This is a genomic window from Streptomyces sp. NPDC096046 (assembly GCF_040303285.1).
Lineage (GTDB): Bacteria > Actinomycetota > Actinomycetes > Streptomycetales > Streptomycetaceae > Streptomyces.
In genome coordinates this window covers 12,010-30,496 of sequence record NZ_JBEOSZ010000029.1, presented here as the reverse complement: position 1 = coordinate 30,496, position 18,487 = coordinate 12,010, and the positions used below count along the sequence as shown (strand labels likewise).

Annotated in this window: 13 protein-coding genes; 4 read left to right on the top strand and 9 right to left on the bottom strand. The window is 70.5% G+C overall.

Annotated elements, in window-relative coordinates; translation table 11 throughout:
• Positions 1 to 238: 238 nt before the first annotated feature.
• The 5 genes from ABTX62_RS24015 to ABTX62_RS23995 form a co-directional block, all read right to left on the bottom strand.
• Positions 239 to 1,705 (bottom strand): hypothetical protein, encoded by a 1,467-nt coding sequence (locus tag ABTX62_RS24015; RefSeq protein WP_352118123.1) that lies wholly within the window; start codon positions 1,703 to 1,705, stop codon positions 239 to 241.
• Positions 1,689 to 1,922 carry a hypothetical protein gene (locus ABTX62_RS24010; protein WP_352118122.1) on the bottom strand — a complete coding sequence of 78 codons (234 nt, stop codon included), beginning with the start codon at positions 1,920 to 1,922 and terminating at the stop codon, positions 1,689 to 1,691. The genes ABTX62_RS24015 and ABTX62_RS24010 overlap by 17 nt, the downstream gene beginning before the upstream one ends.
• Before the next feature lie 112 nt (positions 1,923 to 2,034).
• A complete protein-coding gene (locus tag ABTX62_RS24005) occupies positions 2,035 to 6,984 on the bottom strand; it encodes an NAD-glutamate dehydrogenase (RefSeq protein WP_352118121.1) in 4,950 nt (1,649 codons plus the stop codon).
• A 471-nt stretch (positions 6,985 to 7,455) separates the two neighbouring features.
• Positions 7,456 to 8,121: an HAD family hydrolase gene (locus ABTX62_RS24000; RefSeq protein WP_283973044.1), complete on the bottom strand. Its 666-nt coding sequence runs from the start codon at positions 8,119 to 8,121 to the stop codon at positions 7,456 to 7,458.
• 68 nt (positions 8,122 to 8,189) lie between these two features.
• Entirely contained in the window at positions 8,190 to 8,705 is a 516-nt protein-coding gene (locus ABTX62_RS23995; protein WP_352118120.1) for a DUF6912 family protein, read from the bottom strand.
• Positions 8,706 to 9,476: 771 nt separating this feature from the next.
• Between ABTX62_RS23995 and ABTX62_RS23990 the strand changes: the two genes are divergently transcribed.
• The gene (locus ABTX62_RS23990; RefSeq protein ID WP_352118119.1) at positions 9,477 to 10,199 is read left to right on the top strand and encodes an Rv3235 family protein; all 723 of its coding nucleotides are present in this window, start codon (positions 9,477 to 9,479) and stop codon (positions 10,197 to 10,199) included.
• 66 nt (positions 10,200 to 10,265) lie between these two features.
• Here ABTX62_RS23990 and secA read toward each other — a convergent pair whose 3' ends face one another.
• Complete coding sequence (secA, locus tag ABTX62_RS23985; RefSeq protein WP_283973047.1) at positions 10,266 to 13,112, bottom strand: preprotein translocase subunit SecA; 2,847 nt, start codon at positions 13,110 to 13,112, stop codon at positions 10,266 to 10,268.
• Positions 13,113 to 13,393: 281 nt separating this feature from the next.
• Between secA and ABTX62_RS23980 the strand changes: the two genes are divergently transcribed.
• Together ABTX62_RS23980 and ABTX62_RS23975 are read left to right on the top strand one after the other, a co-directional pair.
• Positions 13,394 to 13,960, top strand: coding sequence for a GNAT family N-acetyltransferase (locus ABTX62_RS23980; protein ID WP_352118118.1), 567 nt, complete (start codon positions 13,394 to 13,396; stop codon positions 13,958 to 13,960).
• 166 nt (positions 13,961 to 14,126) lie between these two features.
• Positions 14,127 to 15,299 (top strand): winged helix-turn-helix domain-containing protein, encoded by a 1,173-nt coding sequence (locus ABTX62_RS23975; protein WP_352118117.1) that lies wholly within the window; start codon positions 14,127 to 14,129, stop codon positions 15,297 to 15,299.
• Positions 15,300 to 15,308: 9 nt separating this feature from the next.
• Here ABTX62_RS23975 and ABTX62_RS23970 read toward each other — a convergent pair whose 3' ends face one another.
• From ABTX62_RS23970 to ABTX62_RS23960, 3 genes are all read right to left on the bottom strand, one after another.
• Positions 15,309 to 16,055 (bottom strand): response regulator, encoded by a 747-nt coding sequence (locus ABTX62_RS23970; RefSeq protein WP_283973050.1) that lies wholly within the window; start codon positions 16,053 to 16,055, stop codon positions 15,309 to 15,311.
• A gap of 205 nt (positions 16,056 to 16,260) precedes the next feature.
• Positions 16,261 to 16,956: a ribosome hibernation-promoting factor, HPF/YfiA family gene (hpf, locus tag ABTX62_RS23965; RefSeq protein ID WP_352118116.1), complete on the bottom strand. Its 696-nt coding sequence runs from the start codon at positions 16,954 to 16,956 to the stop codon at positions 16,261 to 16,263.
• 311 nt (positions 16,957 to 17,267) lie between these two features.
• Positions 17,268 to 18,191 carry a ComF family protein gene (locus ABTX62_RS23960; RefSeq protein WP_352118115.1) on the bottom strand — a complete coding sequence of 308 codons (924 nt, stop codon included), beginning with the start codon at positions 18,189 to 18,191 and terminating at the stop codon, positions 17,268 to 17,270.
• Between ABTX62_RS23960 and ABTX62_RS23955 the strand changes: the two genes are divergently transcribed.
• The gene (locus tag ABTX62_RS23955; RefSeq protein ID WP_352118114.1) at positions 18,190 to 18,360 is read left to right on the top strand and encodes a hypothetical protein; all 171 of its coding nucleotides are present in this window, start codon (positions 18,190 to 18,192) and stop codon (positions 18,358 to 18,360) included. The two genes, ABTX62_RS23960 and ABTX62_RS23955, sit on opposite strands and share 2 nt — an antisense overlap.
• Positions 18,361 to 18,487: the final 127 nt, after the last annotated feature.

Genomic DNA, 18,487 nt, shown 5'->3' with positions numbered 1-18,487 from the left:
ACCACTCAGCGGCGGACCAGCGCGCCACTCAACCACAGACAAGCACGCAGCCGCTCAACTACAGGCATGCGCGCCACCACTCAGCGGCGGACCAGCGCGCCGCTCAACCGCAGACAAGCACGCAGCCGCTCAACTACGGGCATGCGCGCCGCTCGGGGCGGCACGGGTGGGCGCAGGCAGCACCCCTCTCCGCCGGGCTGCGGACCCACCCGGCCACAGCACCCACCCCGCGCACCTGCTAACGCACCACCGCGTACAACACCTGCCCCTCCGGCCCCCGAGCGACCTCCCGCAACCCGACGCCCCGATGACCAACCCCCGCCACGACCCACCGCACCCCGTACTCCCGCAGAATCTCCCTCCGCTCCTCCCCCGGCGTCCCCGCCGCGAAGTACCTCCGCACCGCCCGCTCCCGCCGCCCCTCGTCCCGCAGGAAGAAGTCGGGATACCCCGGCGCGACCGTGTACGCCCCGTACGCCGGGATCTGCCGGGCCGGCCGCCCCTCCCGAGCCATCACCACATCCCCGTACCGCACCCAGGGCGTCATCCAGTGGTATCCGGCCCACGGCCGCCGGTACTTCTCCGCGAGGGCCTCCGGCAGATCCCGCGGCTGCGCGACGTACCCGACCGTCCCCGCCTGCGTCCACGCGCCCAGAACCAGCGCCGCGCCCAGCACGCACGCCCACCCGGCCCGCACCCCGCGCCGCCCTGCCTCGCACGCCTCCACGGCCGCCGCGAGCTGCGCCGGGATCAGTGCCGCCGGCAACGCCCGCCCCCAGGAGTAGTGCCCGCTGACCCCGCCCGCCGCCACCACCGCGACACCCATCACGAAGAACAGCACCAGCGGATCCCACCGGTCCCGCTCCGCCCGCGCCCCCAGGGCCACCACCCCGAGCAGCACGAGCCAGTACCGCCCGAGCAGGTCCTCGTACAACGGCCGGTGCACCGCCTCCAGCCCGTCCCCCGCCCCGAACAGCGCGAAGAAGTCGTAGTACGGCCACAGCGCCGGCACCACGAGCCCCACGGCCACCCCGCCGCCGAGCCGGAGCCATACCCGCCGGCCCGGCCGCGCCGCCAGCACCGTCGCGACCGCGCCCAGTGACGCCACCACCCCCGAGAACTGGTGGCACAGCAGAATCACCGCCCACAGCGTCCCGAGTCCGGACCACACCCCCCACCCGGCACCGCTGCGCACTGCCCGCGCCAGCCACGCCCAGAGGTGGAACGCCAGCGCCAGCGCGAACAGGCTCGGGTACGACACCGTCAGCGCCAGCGAGTTGAGCCCGTAGAAGCCACTCCACTTGAACAGGGCCGTTCCCCACAGGAACAGCAGGCTCAGCAGGGCGAGCGCGGGCGCGGCACGATGACCGGTCAGCGTCCGCACGTACCGCCACACCCCCGTCACCAGCAGCCCCAGTCCGGCCAGTGCCGCCAGCCGCAGCACCACGAAGACCGACAGACCGCTGACCCGCGCGACGCAGCCGAGCACCAGCATCCAGGGCGAGTAGTACGGGCTCGGCGTGTCCGCGTCGACGAGCGGATTGCCCGGGTCGACCAGGTCGTGCCGCAGCCGCTGGACGGTCGCCGCGTGCATCCCGAGATCACCGGCCCACGGAAGCCGGACGATGACCAGGAGCAACAGCAGGACGACCACCGCGGCAGCGGCCTGCGCGGCGACGGCGGCCGGTCTAGGCGCGGCGCGCATCGTGGGGCCCGTCCAGGCCAGGGCCGTGATACCCGGCGTGGAACAGTCCGCTCTCCGTGGTGGCACGGTGCGGCCCGTGCAGGAGCACGGTGAACACCGGGGAGTCGGCGGCGAGACCACCACCGCCGACCAGCGCGAAGTTCTCCCCTTCGAGGAGGACGCTCTTGACCGGGAGGGCGGGGGCGGCCACCCGCTCCTCGGAGAGGTTCACAGTCACGACCCAAGCCTCAGCCGGATTCGGTGAGTCCTCCAGTCGAATCGCCCTAATGCACACCAAGAAGGAGCGCCCCGGGCCGGAACCGGCCCGGGGCGCCCGTTACGCCGTGCGCCTACGAATGCGTGCGCAGCAGCGTCCTCATCGTGCGCATGGCCACCGACAGGTTGGCCAGGTCGAACGAGTCGGAGCTCTGGATGTCCTCCAGTGTGGTGCGGGCCCGGCCCAGGATCGCCGCGTTCTTCTGCTCCCACGCCTTGAAGCGCTGCTCCGGCGTCGAGGTGCCGTTGCCGACGGCCAGGATGTCGGCGGTCAGCGCCGCGTGGGCCGCGTACAGGTCCTCGCGGATCGCCGCGCGGGCCATGGACTGCCAGCGGTCGGAGCGGGGCAGCTCGATGATGCGGTCCATGAGCTGGGTGATGCGCAGCCGGTCGGCGAGGTCGTAGTAGACCTCGGCGACGTCCAGCGGCTCCCGGTCCATGCGGTCGGCGATCGAGACGATGTCGAGCGTCGGGAAGGCCGAGGAGAAGCCCGCGACCCGGGTGGCGAGCTCGTCCGGGACACCGGCGCCCGTCAGCTCGTCGTAGATCTTCTGGTACCACTCCAGGTCGGCGCCGCGCAGCAGCTTCGGCAGCTGCCCCCAGACCTGCTCGACCCGTTCGGCGAAGAACTCGACGGTCCCGGCGAGCTCCAGCGGCTGCGGCCGGTTGTTGAGCAGCCAGCGCGTGCCGCGCTCCACCAGGCGGCGGGCGTGCAGCCGGATACGGGTCTGGACGTCGGCCTCGACCTTGTTGTCGAGGGCCTCGACCCCGTCCCACACCGGGGACTGGCGGAAGATCGCCCGGGCCACGGTCTGGGCCCGCACGATCTCCTCCAGCGACGCGCCGGTCTCCTCGCGCAGGCGGTGCAGGTACGTCGTACCGCCCGTGTTGACCGTGTCGTTGACCAGGACGGTCGTGGTGATCTCGCGGCGCAGCGGGTGGCCGTCGAGCCGGTCGGAGAACTGCTCGCGCAGCTCCGTCGGGAAGTACGCGTGCAGCAGACCCGTCAGGTACGGGTCGTCGGGCAGCGAGGTGTGGAGCAGCTCCTCGGCGACCGTGATCTTCGTGTAGGCCAGCAGGACGGCCGTCTCCGGGCCGGTCAGGCCCTGGCCCTGGGCGAGCCGCTCGCGGATCTGCCGGTCCGTGGGCAGGAACTCCAGTGCCCGGTCGAGGTGTCCCTCCCTGACCAGGTGCTTCATGAAGCGCTGCTGGGCGTGGAGCATGTCCTTGGACTGGGCGAGGGCGTTGCCGATCGCCGTGTTCTGCGCGTAGTTGTTGCGCAGCACCAGGCGGCCGACCTCGTCGGTCATCTCGGCGAGCAGCTTGTTGCGCTGCTTGACGGTCATGTCGCCGTCCCTGACCAGGCCGTTGAGCAGGATCTTGATGTTCACCTCGTGGTCGGAGGTGTCCACGCCCGCGCTGTTGTCGATGGCGTCGGTGTTGATCCGGCCGCCGTGCAGCGCGAACTCGATCCGCCCCAGCTGGGTCAGGCCGAGGTTGCCGCCCTCTCCGACGACCTTGACGCGCAGGTCCTTGCCGTCGACGCGGATGGCGTCGTTGGCCTTGTCGCCGACGTCCGCGTTGGACTCGACCGAGGACTTGACGTACGTGCCGATGCCGCCGTTCCACAGCAGGTCCACCGGCGCGTGGAGGATCGCCTTCATCAGGTCGGCCGGGGTCAGCTTGGTGACCTTGGCCTCGATGCCGAGGGCCTCGCGGATGTGCGCGTTGACCGGGATCGCCTTGGCCGTGCGCGGGAAGATGCCGCCACCGGCCGACAGCAGCCCCTTGTCGTAGTCCTCCCAGCTGGAGCGGGGGAGCTCGAACAGGCGGCGCCGCTCGGCGTAGGAGGTCGCGGCGTCCGGGTCGGGGTCGATGAAGATGTGCCGGTGGTCGAAGGCGGCGACCAGGCGGATGTGCTCGGAGAGCAGCATGCCGTTGCCGAAGACGTCACCGGACATGTCGCCGATGCCGACGACCGTGAAGTCCTCGGTCTGGGTGTCGACGCCCATGTCGCGGAAGTGCCGCTTGACGGACTCCCAGGCGCCGCGGGCGGTGATGCCCATGCCCTTGTGGTCGTAGCCGGCGGAGCCGCCGGAGGCGAAGGCGTCACCGAGCCAGAAGTTGTAGTTCTCGGCGACACCGTTGGCGATGTCGGAGAAGGTCGCGGTGCCCTTGTCTGCGGCGACCACGAGGTACGTGTCGTCCTCGTCGTGCCGGACGACGTCGGCGGGCGGGACGACCTCGCCCGCGACCATGTTGTCGGTGATGTCGAGCAGCGCCGAGATGAACGTCTTGTAGCTGGCGATGCCCTCGGCCAGCCACGCGTCCCGGTCGACGCTCGGGTCGGGCAGCTGCTTGGCGACGAAGCCGCCCTTGGCGCCCACCGGCACGATGACGGTGTTCTTCACCATCTGCGCCTTGACCAGGCCGAGGATCTCGGTGCGGAAGTCCTCACGCCGGTCGGACCAGCGCAGGCCTCCGCGCGCGACCTTGCCGAAGCGCAGGTGCACGCCCTCGACGCGCGGCGAGTACACCCAGATCTCGAACGCCGGGCGCGGTGCCGGCAGGTCGGGAATGGCCTGCGGGTCGAACTTCATGGAGACGTAGTCGTGCGGCAGGCCGCCCGCGGCCTCCTGGAAGAAGTTCGTCCGCAGGGTCGCCTTGATGACGGTGAGGAAGGATCGCAGGATCCGGTCCTCGTCGAGCGAGGCCACCTGGTCGAGGGCCGCGTCGACCTCCTCCAGCAGCGCGTCCACGATCTCGTGCCCGGCGCGCTGCCGGTCCGGCGACATCCGCGCCTCGAACAGGGAGACGAGCAGACGGGTGGTGTGGACGTTGTTGCGGAGGGTGTCCTCCATGTAGTCCTGGCTGAAGGTCGACGCCGCCTGCCGCAGGTACTTGGCGTACGCCCGCAGCACCACGGCCTGGCGCCAGGTCAGACCGGCGCTGAGCACGAGGGCGTTGAAGCCGTCGTTCTCCGCCTTGCCGGTCCAGGTGGCGGCGAAGGCGTCCTGGAAGCGCTCGCGGGCGTCGTCGCCGAAGTGGTCACCGCCGTTCGCGCGGGGCATGCGCAGACCGAAGTCGTAGATCCAGGCCACGCTGCGGTCCGAGCAGCGCAGCTCGTACGGCCGCTCGTCGACGACCTCGACACCGAGCCGGTTGAGGACCGGCAGCACGGCCGACAGGGAGATCGCGTCGCCGGTGCGGTAGATCTTGAAGCGGCGCTCCTCGGGGGCGGCGCCCACCGGCTCGTACAGACTGAGCGCGAAGTCCTGATCCGCCTCGGAGTTCAGCTGCTCGAGGTGGACGAGGTCGGCGACCGCGGCGCGCGGGTTGTGGTCGGCCTTGTAGCCCTCGGGGAAGGCGTGCGCGTACCGGCGCATCGCTTCGGCCGCGTGCTCCTCGCCGAGCTCGGCGTTGAGCGCCTCGGCGAAGGCGTCCTCCCAGGAGCGGGCGGCCTCCACCAGCCGGGCCTCGATGCGCTCCTTGTCGGAGTCGGACAGCTCCGGCAGCTCGGTGCCCTGCGGAACCCGCACCACGAAGTGCAGCCGGGACAGGATCGACTCGGTGTTCCAGGCCGTGAAGTCGACGCTGATGCCGCCGAGCTCCTCCTTGAGGATCTCGATGATCCTCAGGCGCACGGCCGTGGTGTAGCGGTCGCGCGGCAGGTAGACGAGGGCGGAGTAGTAGCGCCCGTACTCGTCCTGGCGCAGGTAGAGCCTGAGCCGCCTGCGCTCCTGGAGGTACAGGACGGAGGTGACGATGGCCCGCAGCTCGTCGACCGGGGTCTGGAACAGCTCGTCGCGCGGGTATGTCTCCAGGATCTGCGTCAGGTCACGGCCGTCGTGGCTGTTGGGCGAGAACCCGGCCCGCTTCAGTACCTCCTCGACCTTGCGACGGATGACCGGGACCCGGCGCACGGACTCGGTGTAGGCGGCGGAGGAGAACAGTCCGAGGAACCGCCGCTCGCCGATGACGTTGCCCTCGGCGTCGAACTTCTTGACGCCGATGTAGTCCAGGTACGACGGCCGGTGCACGGTCGCCCGGCTGTTCGCCTTGGTCAGCACGAGCAGCTTGTGCTCGCGCGCCTTGGCCCGGGCGTCGGCGGGCAGCCGCTCGAACGACGGGCTGACCGGGTGGCTCTCCTCCCCGGCGTGCTGCGGGTCCGCGCGCAGTATGCCGAGCCCGGTGCCGGGCACGGCGGCCAGCGAGTCGTCGTCGCGCAGCTGGTACTCGCGGTAGCCGAGGAACGTGAAGTGGTCGTCGGCCAGCCAGCGCAGCAGCTCGCGGGCCTCCTCGACCTGTGGTCCGGGCAGGTCGGCGGGGATGGGCTCGTCCGGCAGCCCCTCCGCCAGCCGGATCGCCGCCTCCCGCATCTTGCCCCAGTCCTCGACGGCCTCACGGGCGTCGGACAGCACGCGCAGCAGGTCGGCGGTGATCTGCTTCAGATCGGCCCGGTCGGTCTCACGGTCGATCTCGACGTGGATCCAGGACTCGACGTGCGCGTCGTGCGGGAGATCGCCGGTGGCCGGAGTGGACAGGACCTCGATGAGCTTGCCGGTGACATCGCGCCGCACCACGAACTGCGGGTGGATGACGACGTGGATCCCGCGCCCCTGACGCGTCAGCTCATTGGTGACGGAGTCGACGAGGAAGGGCATGTCGTCGGTGACGACCTCGACCACGGAGTGGCTGCAGGTCCACCCGTTCTCCTCCACCGTGGGGGTGTGCACCCGCACGTTGGCGGTGCCCTGGGGGCGGTTCTCGGCCAGCCGGTAGTGCGAGACGGCGGCTCCGAAGACATCGACCGGGTCGCGGTCGGTGAGGTCCTCCGGGGCCGTGTGCAGGTAGTAACGCTGGAGGAACGTCAGGAGGGTCTCGCGGTCCGGGGCCTTCTGGGCGTCTGGGGTCTCCTCGCCCGTCGACCCGGTCGGTAGGTGCCCCCCGACCGGGCTGTTCTCAGCTACCCGGGCGGCCCTCTCGAGCAACTCGGCCTTGGCTTCGTCCAGCTTGGTCTGCATTGTCCTCTGGCTCCTGTCGCGCGCCGTTGCGTGACGTAGAAGGAAGTACGGCCTCTGCGCTTACGGCCTCACGTCGTGACACGGGGTATCCGGTCTGTTCCGACGCTATGCCGCAAGGTGAGATGAGCGGGGGTGTCTGAGCCATTCTTGAGCTGCGCCACCGGTGTGACGCTGCTCTCTGCGACGCCTGGGAACGGGTGATGCTCGGCGTCCCGGGAGTCCTCGATGCCACGTCCCGCCCGCGAAGACCAGCGACCGCCGCCCGGTCACGGATGTCGTCCGTGCTCTCCGGGCGCAGGGCAGGGACGACGACGTCCCCGCGAACTATCGCGCTGATCACGCCACCAAGGCTATCGCTCCTTACAGGTACTCCGTCATGAGCCGTATGTGTACAAAACCAGCCCCGGAAGTTTGACGTTCTGCACAGTGTCCCCCCGGGGTCCGGTCGGGGCTGCCGGTCAGGACCGCCCGTCAGGCCGCGAGCCGCTCCGCCTCCGCGACCGCTTCCTCCAGCGTGTCCACGACAGGGACGCCGACCGCTTCCAGGCTCATCCGGCTGTGCGACCCGCCGGTGTACAACACCGCCCGGGCCCCCACGTGCAGGGCGGCCACCGCGTCGTCCGCGGCGTCTCCGATCACCACGGTCCGCTCCGGCGCCACCCCGCTCAGGGACGCCAGGTGCCGCACCATGTGCTCCGCCTTGCTGCCCCCCGACGGCCCGGTCCGCCCGTCCACCCGTATGAAGTGCGGCTCGATCCCGAAGCCCCGCACCAGCGGGACGAGCTCCTCGTGCACGTACATGCTCAGGATCGACTGGCTGCGCCCCGCCGTCCGCCACCCGGACAGCAGCTCCACGGCCCCCGCCGTCAGCCCGCACGTCGTCCGGTGCTCGGCGTAGTACCGGTGGAAGATGTCGTCCATGGCCTCCCACTCGGCCTCGGTCGGCAGCCGTCCCATCAGCCGCTCATAGAACTTCGGCACCGGTACGCAGTACAGCTCGCGGTACTTCTCCAGCGTCAGCGGCTCCAGCCCCAGCTCGGCGAAAGCCGCGTTCGTCGCCCCGATGATCGCGTCGATGTCGTGGAACAGCGTCCCGTTCCAGTCCCAGACAATGTGCGCGCCCGTCTTCATCCCCATGCCCGAAAACGTACCCGCCTCCACTGACATTCAAGAGAACGGCGCCTCAACGCGCCCCCTCGGCCCGTTCAGGCCCTGCGCTCCACCAGGTTCCGGATCTCCTGCGTGGCGAACCACAGCAGCTCGTGGTCCTCCGCCCCGTCCACGACGAACTGCGCGTCGCCGTCCCCGCCGTCCGCCGCCGGCAGCGCCTCGACGGCCGCCGTCACGTCGGTCTCCGCGTCCGCCGCGTCGGCGTGCACCGACGCCGCCTTGCCCAGGGGCACCGCGCCCGCGACCCGCACCTCGCCCAGCGCCGCCGGATCGAGTCCGCGGTCCGGATCCGCGCTCACGGCCCGGTCGGCCACGTCGACGGCGACCACGACCCGGCGCCGCGGCGCCGCGGGCTCGGCCGCCAGCAGCCGCAGCGAAGCCAGCGCGGCCCGGCCGAGCGCCGCGTACTCCAGCTCCTCGATGTCGTCGGAGACGTACCACTCGCGCAGCCCGGGCGTCACGGCGTAGGCGACGAACGGCCCGGCTCCCAGCTGGCCCGCCTTGTACGCCTCGGCGAGACCGGGGAGGGTCAGGGGCACGTAGACACGCATGGCTGGCCGCTTTCGTGGTCGGGTCGGAGGGCTCCGGAGGGCCTTCAGGATACGTGCGGGGTGTCCCCTTTCGAGTCCCGCCCCGTGCCGCTCGACGCGTCCACCCCGGTCCCGGAATTCACCCGGCACACCCCCGTACCGACGGGGACCGCACCCCCGACACCACCCGGATAGGTGAACATTTCGGCGCCCGCGACCCGAATTCCGCTTCCTTGCCGCCGCCCCCGTCGACCCCGTACAAGATCACTGACCCGAAGTTACTCTCCGGTATTCACCGGGCCCACGAAACGGGGACCCATGCACAAGGTCATGACCAGGAACCAGCACCGTCCGCCCACCCACCCACCGACCCACCACGAGCCCCACCCCGCGACGAGTCCCACACGCGACGCTCCCGCGAACCCGACACCCCCCGCTTCCGCGAACACGGCACCGGGCACACCCGCGAGCACCACACCGGGCACACTCGACAGCGCGGCCCTCCGCCCTCCGGCGGGCACGGCAGCCCCCCTCCGCTACAGCACGGCACCGGGCACACCCCGCAACGCCACGCCCGGCACCACGGCACCCCGCCCTCCGGCACACACCACAGCCACCCTCCGCCACACCACCACACCGGGCACACCGGGCAACACCACACCCGGCACCACGGCACCCCACCCTCCGGCCCACACCACAGCCACCCTCCGCCACACCACCACACCGGGCACACCCCCCAACACCACACCCGGCACCACGGCACCCCACCCTCCGGCCCACACCGCAGCCACCGTGGGCCAGAGCACCGCACCCGGCACACCCGACAGCGCGGCACCCCGCAGGCGTACCCCCGCCGGCGCCTATGCCACCCGGCCCGCCCTCGTCGGCACCGGGACCACACCGCCCGCCCCCACCGGCGCCGCGCCCCCGCGCTCGCCGGGCAGTGGCCGGACCCGGCCTCAGGCTGCGGGTGGCCGTCCACCGGCCTCCGCCCGCACCAGGACCTCCCGCGCCCGCCCCGCGGACACGCGCCCACCGACGCCCTCCACCGCCCGCACAGCGCCCCGCAGGGTGACGGGCACCACCACCCCGGCGCGCGCGGGCGTCACTGCCCCGGCCGCCCCCGAAGCCGCCCCGCGCCTCCCGGTCCAGGGCTTCCGCCCCGCGGCGGTCCGGCCCCGGCCCACCGACCTCTTCGCCGACCTCCTCGTCGCCGTCCTGAGCGGGCACCGCCCCGTCCACTCGATGCTCCGCCACACCCGCGGACGCGCCTACGACGAACTGGCCTGGCTGGCCGAACGCGGCCCCCTGCGCACCCGCGGCGCCCGCCCCGTCGTCCGCGACATCGGCTACTTCGAACCACGCCCGGGCGCCATCGAGGCCTTCGGCCGCATCGGCGCCGGCGACCGGCTGCGCGCCATGGCCTTCCGCCTGGAACTGGGCCAGGACCTGCGCTGGCGCTGCACGGCGGTGGAGCTCGGCGGCCCCCGCCCACCCCGCCCGGAATCCGACTGAGGCGGTCACGCCGAAGGGCCGGACACCCGCAGGTGTCCGGCCCCTCAAGCCGCTACGCGACTACCGTCACTTCTTACGACGCCCGCGGCTGCGCGCCTGCTTGCGCCGCTCCGCGCGCGTGAGGCCGTCGGCCTCGGAGCGCACCGGCTCGCCGTCCTCGGTGAAGTCGCCCTCGATGGTGCCGCCCTCGCCGTCGACCGTCGGCGCGGAGAAGTGGAGGTTGCGCCGCTGCGGGACGTCGAGCCCCTTGGCGCGGATCTCCGGACGGGAACCCGCCTGGGCCGGCACCGCGTCGTGCTTCTCCAGGTCGGCCACCGGCTTGGTGTCCTCGACCGGGACCTCCTCGACCTGCTGCTCGACCTGGACCTCCAGGTTGAACAGGTAGCCGACGGACTCCTCCTTGATGCCCTCCATCATGGCGGTGAACATGTCGAAGCCCTCACGCTGGTACTCGACCAGCGGGTCCTTCTGCGCCATGGCGCGCAGGCCGATGCCCTCCTGGAGGTAGTCCATCTCGTAGAGGTGCTCGCGCCACTTGCGGTCCAGGACCGACAGCACGACCCGGCGCTCGAGCTCGCGCATGATCTCGGAGCCGAGCTGCGCCTCACGCGCCGCGTACTGCTCGTGGATGTCGTCCTTGATGGAGTCGCCGATGAACTCGGCGGTCAGCCCGGCGCGGTCACCGGCCGTCTCCTCCAGCTCCTCGACGGTGACGTTGCACGGGTAGAGCTGCTTGAAGGCGCCCCACAGCCGGTCGAGGTCCCAGTCCTCCGGGAAGCCCTCGGCGGTCTCGGCCTCGACGTAGGCGTCGATGGTGTCGTCCATGAAGTGCTGCACCTGCTCGTGCAGGTCCTCGCCCTCCAGGACGCGGCGCCGCTCGCCGTAGATGACCTCGCGCTGACGGTTGAGGACCTCGTCGTACTTCAGGACGTTCTTACGCGTTTCGAAGTTCTGCTGCTCGACCTGCGACTGGGCGGAGGCGATCGCACGCGTGACCATCTTGTTCTCGATGGGCACGTCGTCCGGGACGTTCGCCATCGACATGACGCGCTCGACCATCTGTGCCTTGAACAGCCGCATCAGGTCATCGCCGAGGGAGAGGTAGAAGCGCGACTCACCCGGGTCGCCCTGACGGCCGGAACGACCGCGCAGCTGGTTGTCGATGCGCCGCGACTCGTGACGCTCGGTGCCGAGCACGTAGAGCCCGCCGAGCTTCTCGACCTCGTCCTTCTCGTTCTGGACGGCCTTCTCGGCCCGCTCCAGCGCCTCGGGCAGGGCGTGCGCCCACTCCTCGATGTGCTCCTCCGGGTCGAGGCCGCGCTGGCGCAGCTCCGCCTCGGCGAGGTCCTCCGGGCTGCCGCCGAGCTTGATGTCCGTACCACGGCCGGCCATGTTGGTGGCCACCGTGACGGCGCCCTTGCGGCCGGCCTGGGCGACGATCGTCGCCTCCCGGTCGTGCTGCTTGGCGTTGAGCACCTCGTGCTGGATGCCGCGCTTGCTGAGCTGCTGCGAGAGGTACTCGGACTTCTCGACGGAGGTGGTGCCGACGAGGATCGGCTGCCCCTTGCGGTGCTTCTCCTCGATGTCGTCGACGACCGCCTCGAACTTGGCGACCTCGGTGCGGTAGATCAGGTCCGACTGGTCCTTGCGGACCATCGGCCGGTTGGTCGGGATCGGCACCACACCGAGCTTGTAGATCTGGTGGAACTCGGCGGCCTCGGTCATGGCCGTACCGGTCATGCCGCACAGACCGGGCTGTTCCTTGCCGTTGTGGTCGTGGCGCTTGTAGAGGCGGAAGAAGTTCTGGAGGGTGATCGTGGCGAGCGTCTGGTTCTCGTCCTTGATCGGCACCGCTTCCTTGGCCTCGATCGCCTGGTGCATGCCCTCGTTGTAGCGGCGGCCCGCGAGGATACGTCCGGTGTGCTCGTCGACGATCATGACCTCGTCGTCGATGATGACGTAGTCCTTGTCCTTCTTGAAGAGCTCCTTGGCCTTGATGGCGTTGTTCAGGTAGCCGACGAGCGGGGTGTTCACCGACTCGTAGAGGTTGTCGATGCCCAGCCAGTCCTCGACCTTGGCGACACCCGACTCATGGATGGCGACCGTGCGCTTCTTCTCGTCGACGTCGTAGTCGCCGGTCTCCTCGATGCCCTTGAGCGGCTGGCCGGCCTCGCCGCGCTTGAGGCGCTTCACCAGCTTGGCGAAGTCCCCGTACCACTTGGTGGCCTGGTCGGCCGGGCCGGAGATGATCAGCGGCGTACGGGCCTCGTCGATGAGGATGGAGTCGACCTCGTCGACGATGGCGAAGTTGTGGCCGCGCTGGACGAGCTCTTCCTGGGACCACGCCATGTTGTCGCGCAGGTAGTCGAAGCCGAACTCGTTGTTGGTGCCGTACGTGATGTCGCAGGCGTACTGCTGGCGGCGCTGAGCCGGCGTCATGTTCGCGAGGATGCAGCCGACCTCCAGCCCCAGGAACCGGTGGACACGGCCCATCATCTCGGAGTCGCGCTCGGCCAGGTAGTCGTTGACCGTGATGATGTGGACGCCCTCGCCGGACAGGGCGTTGAGGTACGCGGGAAGGGTGCCGACGAGGGTCTTGCCCTCGCCGGTCTTCATCTCGGCCACGTAGCCCATGTGCAGCGCCGCGCCACCCATCATCTGCACGTCGTAGTGACGCTGGCCGAGGACGCGCTTGGCGGCCTCGCGGACGGTGGCGAAAGCCTCGGGCAGCAGGTCGTCCAGGGTCTCGCCGTCGGCATAGCGCTGCTTGTACTCATCGGTGAGGGCGCGCAGCTCGGCGTCGGAGAGGTCGACGAAGTCCTCTTCGATGGAGTTGACCTGGTCCGCGATGCGGTGCAGCCTGCGCAGGATCTTGCCTTCGCCTGCACGCATGATCTTCGAGAGGACGGACACGGGGGTTGGTCTCCTTGCCGGTCGGGCCTGGGACGGTCGGTTACCACTTGACTTACTGAGCAACGGCCATCGTATGCGAGGACCCCGCCGCGCCGGGAGGGCCTGCTGTGACGGCGACCGTCCGCTGCTTCCATTCTGATTCACGTCTGCTTCAAAGGGGACAACGTCCGGCCCTCCGGGATGGTGCCGCGCCTCCCGGCCCAATTCGCACCATGTGTGATCACTCCCTCACTCACGGCAAATACATGACATCGCGACCGGCCGCCGAGCAGAATCGGCCGATGGACCCCGTCACCCTCACCACGGACCGCCTCCTGCTGCGCCCGGTGGGTCCCCAGGACACCGACGCGGTGTACGACGCCTGCCAGGACCCCGACATCCAGCGCTGGACCACGATCCCCTCGCCCTACCTGCGCGAGCACGCCCGGAACTTCACAGAGCAACTGGCGCCGCAGAGCTGGGCGGACGGCTCCATGTTCACCTTCGGCGTCTTCCTGCGCTCCGGAGAACTGGCGGGGATGCTCGGCATCACGATGCGCGCCCTGGGCATGGGCGAGATCGGCTTCTGGGCCGCGAAACAGCACCGCGCCAACGGCTACGTCACCGAGGCCGTCCTGACCGCCTGCCGCTGGTCCTTCACCCGCGCCGCACTCGACCGCGTCGAATGGCGCGCGGAGGTGGGCAACCGGGCATCCCGCGCGGTGGCCGAACGAGCGGGCTTCACGATCGAGGGCACCCTGCGCTCCGCGACGAACAACAAGGGGGTACGCCGTGACACCTGGGTGGGCTCGCTGCTCCCCTCGGACCTGAGCCTCCCGTCGACGGCCCCGTACCTGCCGGCGCGCTGACCGACTCGGCCGCCCTGTCTTCCGACACGCTGACCGGCTCGGCCGCCCTGTCTTCCGACACGCTGACCGGCTCGGCCGCGCTGCCCGCCGGCGCTGGCCGGCTCGGCCGTCCTGGCGAACCCGCAGATCACACCCCGTTGTCAGTCCCACCCCCTACGCTGCGACCATGACCACCCCGCGCCCCACAGCAGACCTCTCCGCAGACGAGGCCCGCAGAATCGCGCTGCGCGCCCAGGGCTTCCTCGGCGCGCCCGACCGTCGCTCCGGCGTCCGCGGCATCCTTCGCCACCTGGGCGCGATACAGCTCGACACCATCTCGGTCCTGGCCCGCTCCCATGAACTCGTCCCGTACGCCCGGCTGGGCGCGGTCAGCCGCAGAACGGTCGAGGACGCCTACTGGCGGGACACCCACTCCTTCGAGTACTGGTCCCACGCCGCGTGCATCCTCCCGATCGAGGAGTGGCCCCACTTCGCCTTCCGCCGCCGCGCCTACCGCAACCGCCCGCACTGGAGCCACGAGCTGCCCGACGGCGCCTACGACCAGGTCATCAAGCAGCTCCGCTCCGAAGGCCCCCTCACGGCCACGGAGTTGGGCGGCGCGAAGAAGACGAACGACTGGTGGGACTGGTCCGGCTCCAAGGTCGCCGTCGAACGCGCGCTGATGTACGGCGAGGTGGTGTGCGTGGAGCGCCGCGGCTGGAAGCGCGTCTACGACCTGGCCGAGCGGGCCGTCCCCGAGGCGCTGCTGCACGACGAGCTGGACGACACCGAGTGCGTGCGCCGCCTGGTCCGTCTGGCGGGGCGGTCGCTCGGGGTCGGGACCCGTGCGGACATCGCCGACTACCACCGCCTCAAGGGTGAACAGGTCGACGCGGTGATCGCCGATTCCGGCCTGGTCCCGGTCTCGGTCGAGGGCTGGGGCAAGCCGGCGTGGGCCGACCCCGCGGCCCTGGAGACGTCCCCGCGGGGGCGTCACCGCACGACGCTGCTGTCGCCCTTCGACTCCCTGATCTGGGAGCGGGCGCGCACGGAGCGGATCTTCGGCTTCACGCACCGCCTGGAGGCTTATGTCCCCAGGCAGAAGCGGGTCTACGGCTACTTCGCGATGCCGGTGCTGGCCGGTGGCCGTCTCGTCGGCCGCGTGGACCCGGCCCGCGAGGGCCGCACCCTGGTGGCCAAGCAGGTCACGCTCGACGGCCCGAAGGCCGTCCCGGCCGTTGCCCAGGCCTTGGCCGAGGCGGCTGCCTGGGTGGACTGCGCGGACGTCCGAGTGGACCGGGTCGACGCGCCGGATCTGCGCGAGCCCCTGGCGACGGAACTCGCACGCCTGCTCGATTGAGGCGGGGTCCTAGCGGATCTCGAGGATCTTCTCCCGCATCGCGTACACCACCGCTTCCATCCTGGAGTGCAGCTGCAGCTTCTCCAGGATGTTGCGGACGTGGTTCTTCACGGTGTTCTCGGAGATGAACAACTCCTTGGCGATGTCGCGGTTGTTCATTCCCGTGGCGACGAGCTTGAGGACTTCGAGTTCGCGGTCGGTCAGGCGCGGCGCGGGCACCAGCCGGCGTTCGTCCGTGCGCTGGATCATCGACTTGAACTCGGTGAGGAGTTTCGACGCCATGGACGGGCTGATCTGCGACTGCCCGTCGGCCACCGCGCGAATGGCGGTGGCCACCTCGTCCGTGGAGATCTCCTTGAGGAGATAGCCGGTCGCGCCCGCCTTGATGGCGTCGTAGAGATCGGCTTCCTCGTCGCTGATCGTCAGCATGATGATCTTGGCGCTGGGTGCCACCTCCTTGATGGAGGTGCACGCCTCGATCCCGCCCCGCTTGGGCATCCGGACATCCATCAGGACGATGTCGGGCAGCAGGTCGGCGGCCTTCTCGACGGCCTCGGCGCCGTCGCCCGCCTCTCCCACGACCTGGATGTCCTCCTCGGCGGCGAGCACGATCTCCAGACCACGGCGGAACAAGGCGTGGTCGTCCACCACGAGGACTCTGATCGGTTCCTTGCGTGGAGTCCCCGAGTCCGGGCCCATGGCGACGACGCCGTCGCCGGCATCCTTGTCACGCATCGGTCCGAAGCTGTCCGCCATCGTTCCTCCCCCTGAAGGCTGTGGCCTGAGGTCCTGAGCCATCGCCAACCCAGAGCAACGACCCACCGGTTGGGCCGTGGCCACCATGATTTCATGCCCGGACGGCACCGGGGTGCCGGAGTGGGGCGCGAAGTGGTCGCACGGGGGTGCCCCTGGGGGCGCACACGCGCTCCAGGGGCACCCGTTCCGCTGTCACCCGGCATGGTCAGCCGCCGAGCGCACCGCCCGCATCGGGGGAGTGCGCCTGGGTGACCATCGTGTCCGTGCTGAGGTGGATCACGCCGTAGTCGTAGGCGTGCCGTCGGTAGACGACACTCGGTTCCTTGGTCTCGGAGTCGACGAACAGGTAGAAGTCGTGCCCGACCAGCTCCATCTCGTAGAGAGCCTGGTCGAGGGTCATGGGCGCTGCGACGTGGGTCTTCTCGCGGACGACGATGGGGCCGTCACCCTGCACTTCCAGCGAGCCGATCTTCTTCGTGGGTACGGCCTCGGGCTCCTCCTCGGAGGACGGCACCAGGCCGTTTCCGTTGAGCGTCGCCACGCCCGGGACGTGGTCGGCGACCTCGGCGGCCGGGATCCGGCGCGCTCCACGGCGCGAGTATCGCTTGTCGTGCTGCCTGCGCAGCCGGGCTTCCAGCTTTTCCGCCGCCAGGTCGAGCGCCGCGTACGGATCGCTCGCCGCTGCCTCCGCCCGGATCACCGGACCGCGGGAGCGGAGCGTGATCTCCACTCGGTCACTGCGGTCGGCCTGTCGGGGGTTCGGCTCCTTGGACACCTCGACGTCGAGGCTGATCACCTTGCCGTCGAGCTTCTGGATCTTCTCCAGCTTCAGCTTCTCGGCCACGTGCTTCCGGAACCGCTCGGGCACCTCGGTCTTGCGGCCCTTGACGACGATGTCCACGCAGAACTCCGTTCCCGGATCGCTCCGCCTCGATGCGGAGCGTCTCCCTTTTGCACCAGGTTCCGGTGAGCCCCGGAACCTCGGACTCGGTGACTTCCACCTCCTCCCCCGTGGGCAAGATCTCCATTCCACCGTCGCGAGTGATGAAGAAAAACGCGCGGCACGGCAGTCGGATTTGAGAGGTGTGGCCTGCGGCTTTCCCTCTCAACCGAACATATCTCGCCCGGACGGATGTCGTCACCCTCTACCGCGGCGTACCTCCGTTCAGGTGAATAGGTTTTCTCGTTACCTGCAACGACACAAGATCTCAGTCAGTTCCGGTTTACTTCGAAAGAGTCCGGAGATGCCGCGACGACTGCCGCGCACACCACGTCGACGACCCCGTCCGCGTCATCCGCGCCCGCTATTTCCCGCCTGGCGGGCCGCCGGCCCGTCCTCTCTCGCCTTGATCCGACGTTCTGTTCCTCTCTGCTTTCCCACGTCTCTCGCCCGTACACGGCCGAAGTCCCCGCAGCATTCGGAATCGGCCCCGTCGCCCTGTCCGAGATCGCAAGCCTGTACGACACCGCGCGCACGGCTCGTGCGGCCTCCGTGAGAGAGGCCCCGGTGGTCATCACATCGTCGACGAGGACGACCGGCCCTCCGGAGAGCAGCCGGGCACCTACGGGAGCCGCCTCCAGGGCGCCCGCGAGATTGTCCAGCCGCTGCCGGGAGTTGAGCCCCGACTGATCGGCCACGGCCCGCCGCTGCCGCAGCACGCCGAGCACCCGGGCCGGCACTCGCCTCCGCCGCAACTCCACCGCCGCCGCGAGCGCGATCCGCCGGGTCGGATCATGCCCCCGGGCCCGCACGGCCCGCCGCCCGGACGGCACCGGCACGAGCAGCACAGGAGCTCCGCCACCCCGGGACCGCGCCATCCCGGCCGCGGTCGGCCCCGGGGCGCCCCGGAGCCCCGCCTGCACGGCCCCCGCGAGCGCCGCCCCGAGCGGCCGGGCCAGCGCCAGAGCGCCCCGCTCCTTGTGGGCCAGCAACGTCGCCCGCACCTCGTCCGCGTACCGGGCCGCCGCGTGCACCACGGGCAGCCCGGGCGGCTCCGGCACCGGTCGCACGCGACGCACCGCAGCTCCGCTCAGCACCGCACGGCACCGCGCGCACAGCACCGTACGCAGCGCGCCGCAGCCCCCGCACTCGCCGGGCAGCACCAGGTCGGTCAGGTCCTGCCACCACTTCCGCATGGCCACCACTGTGCCCACCCGGGCCGGGCCCGACCACCCCTGTGGACAACCCCCTGTGGACAACCAGCCGCGCCGCGAGCCGACCGTCCCCCACACGAGTGGAGCCCGCACGCATGAAGCCGTGCAGCGGACCGTCGCCGAGGACGTGCCGGTGCTGGAGCCCGCATGAGCGACGCCCGCACCAAGATTTACCGCCCCCAGCCCCGCCCCGACCGTTGGCACCCCCGTGAACCCCACACCCCGAACGCCGACGACCGCCCCTCCCGAGCCCACCTCGGCAGAAGCGGCCGCCGCCC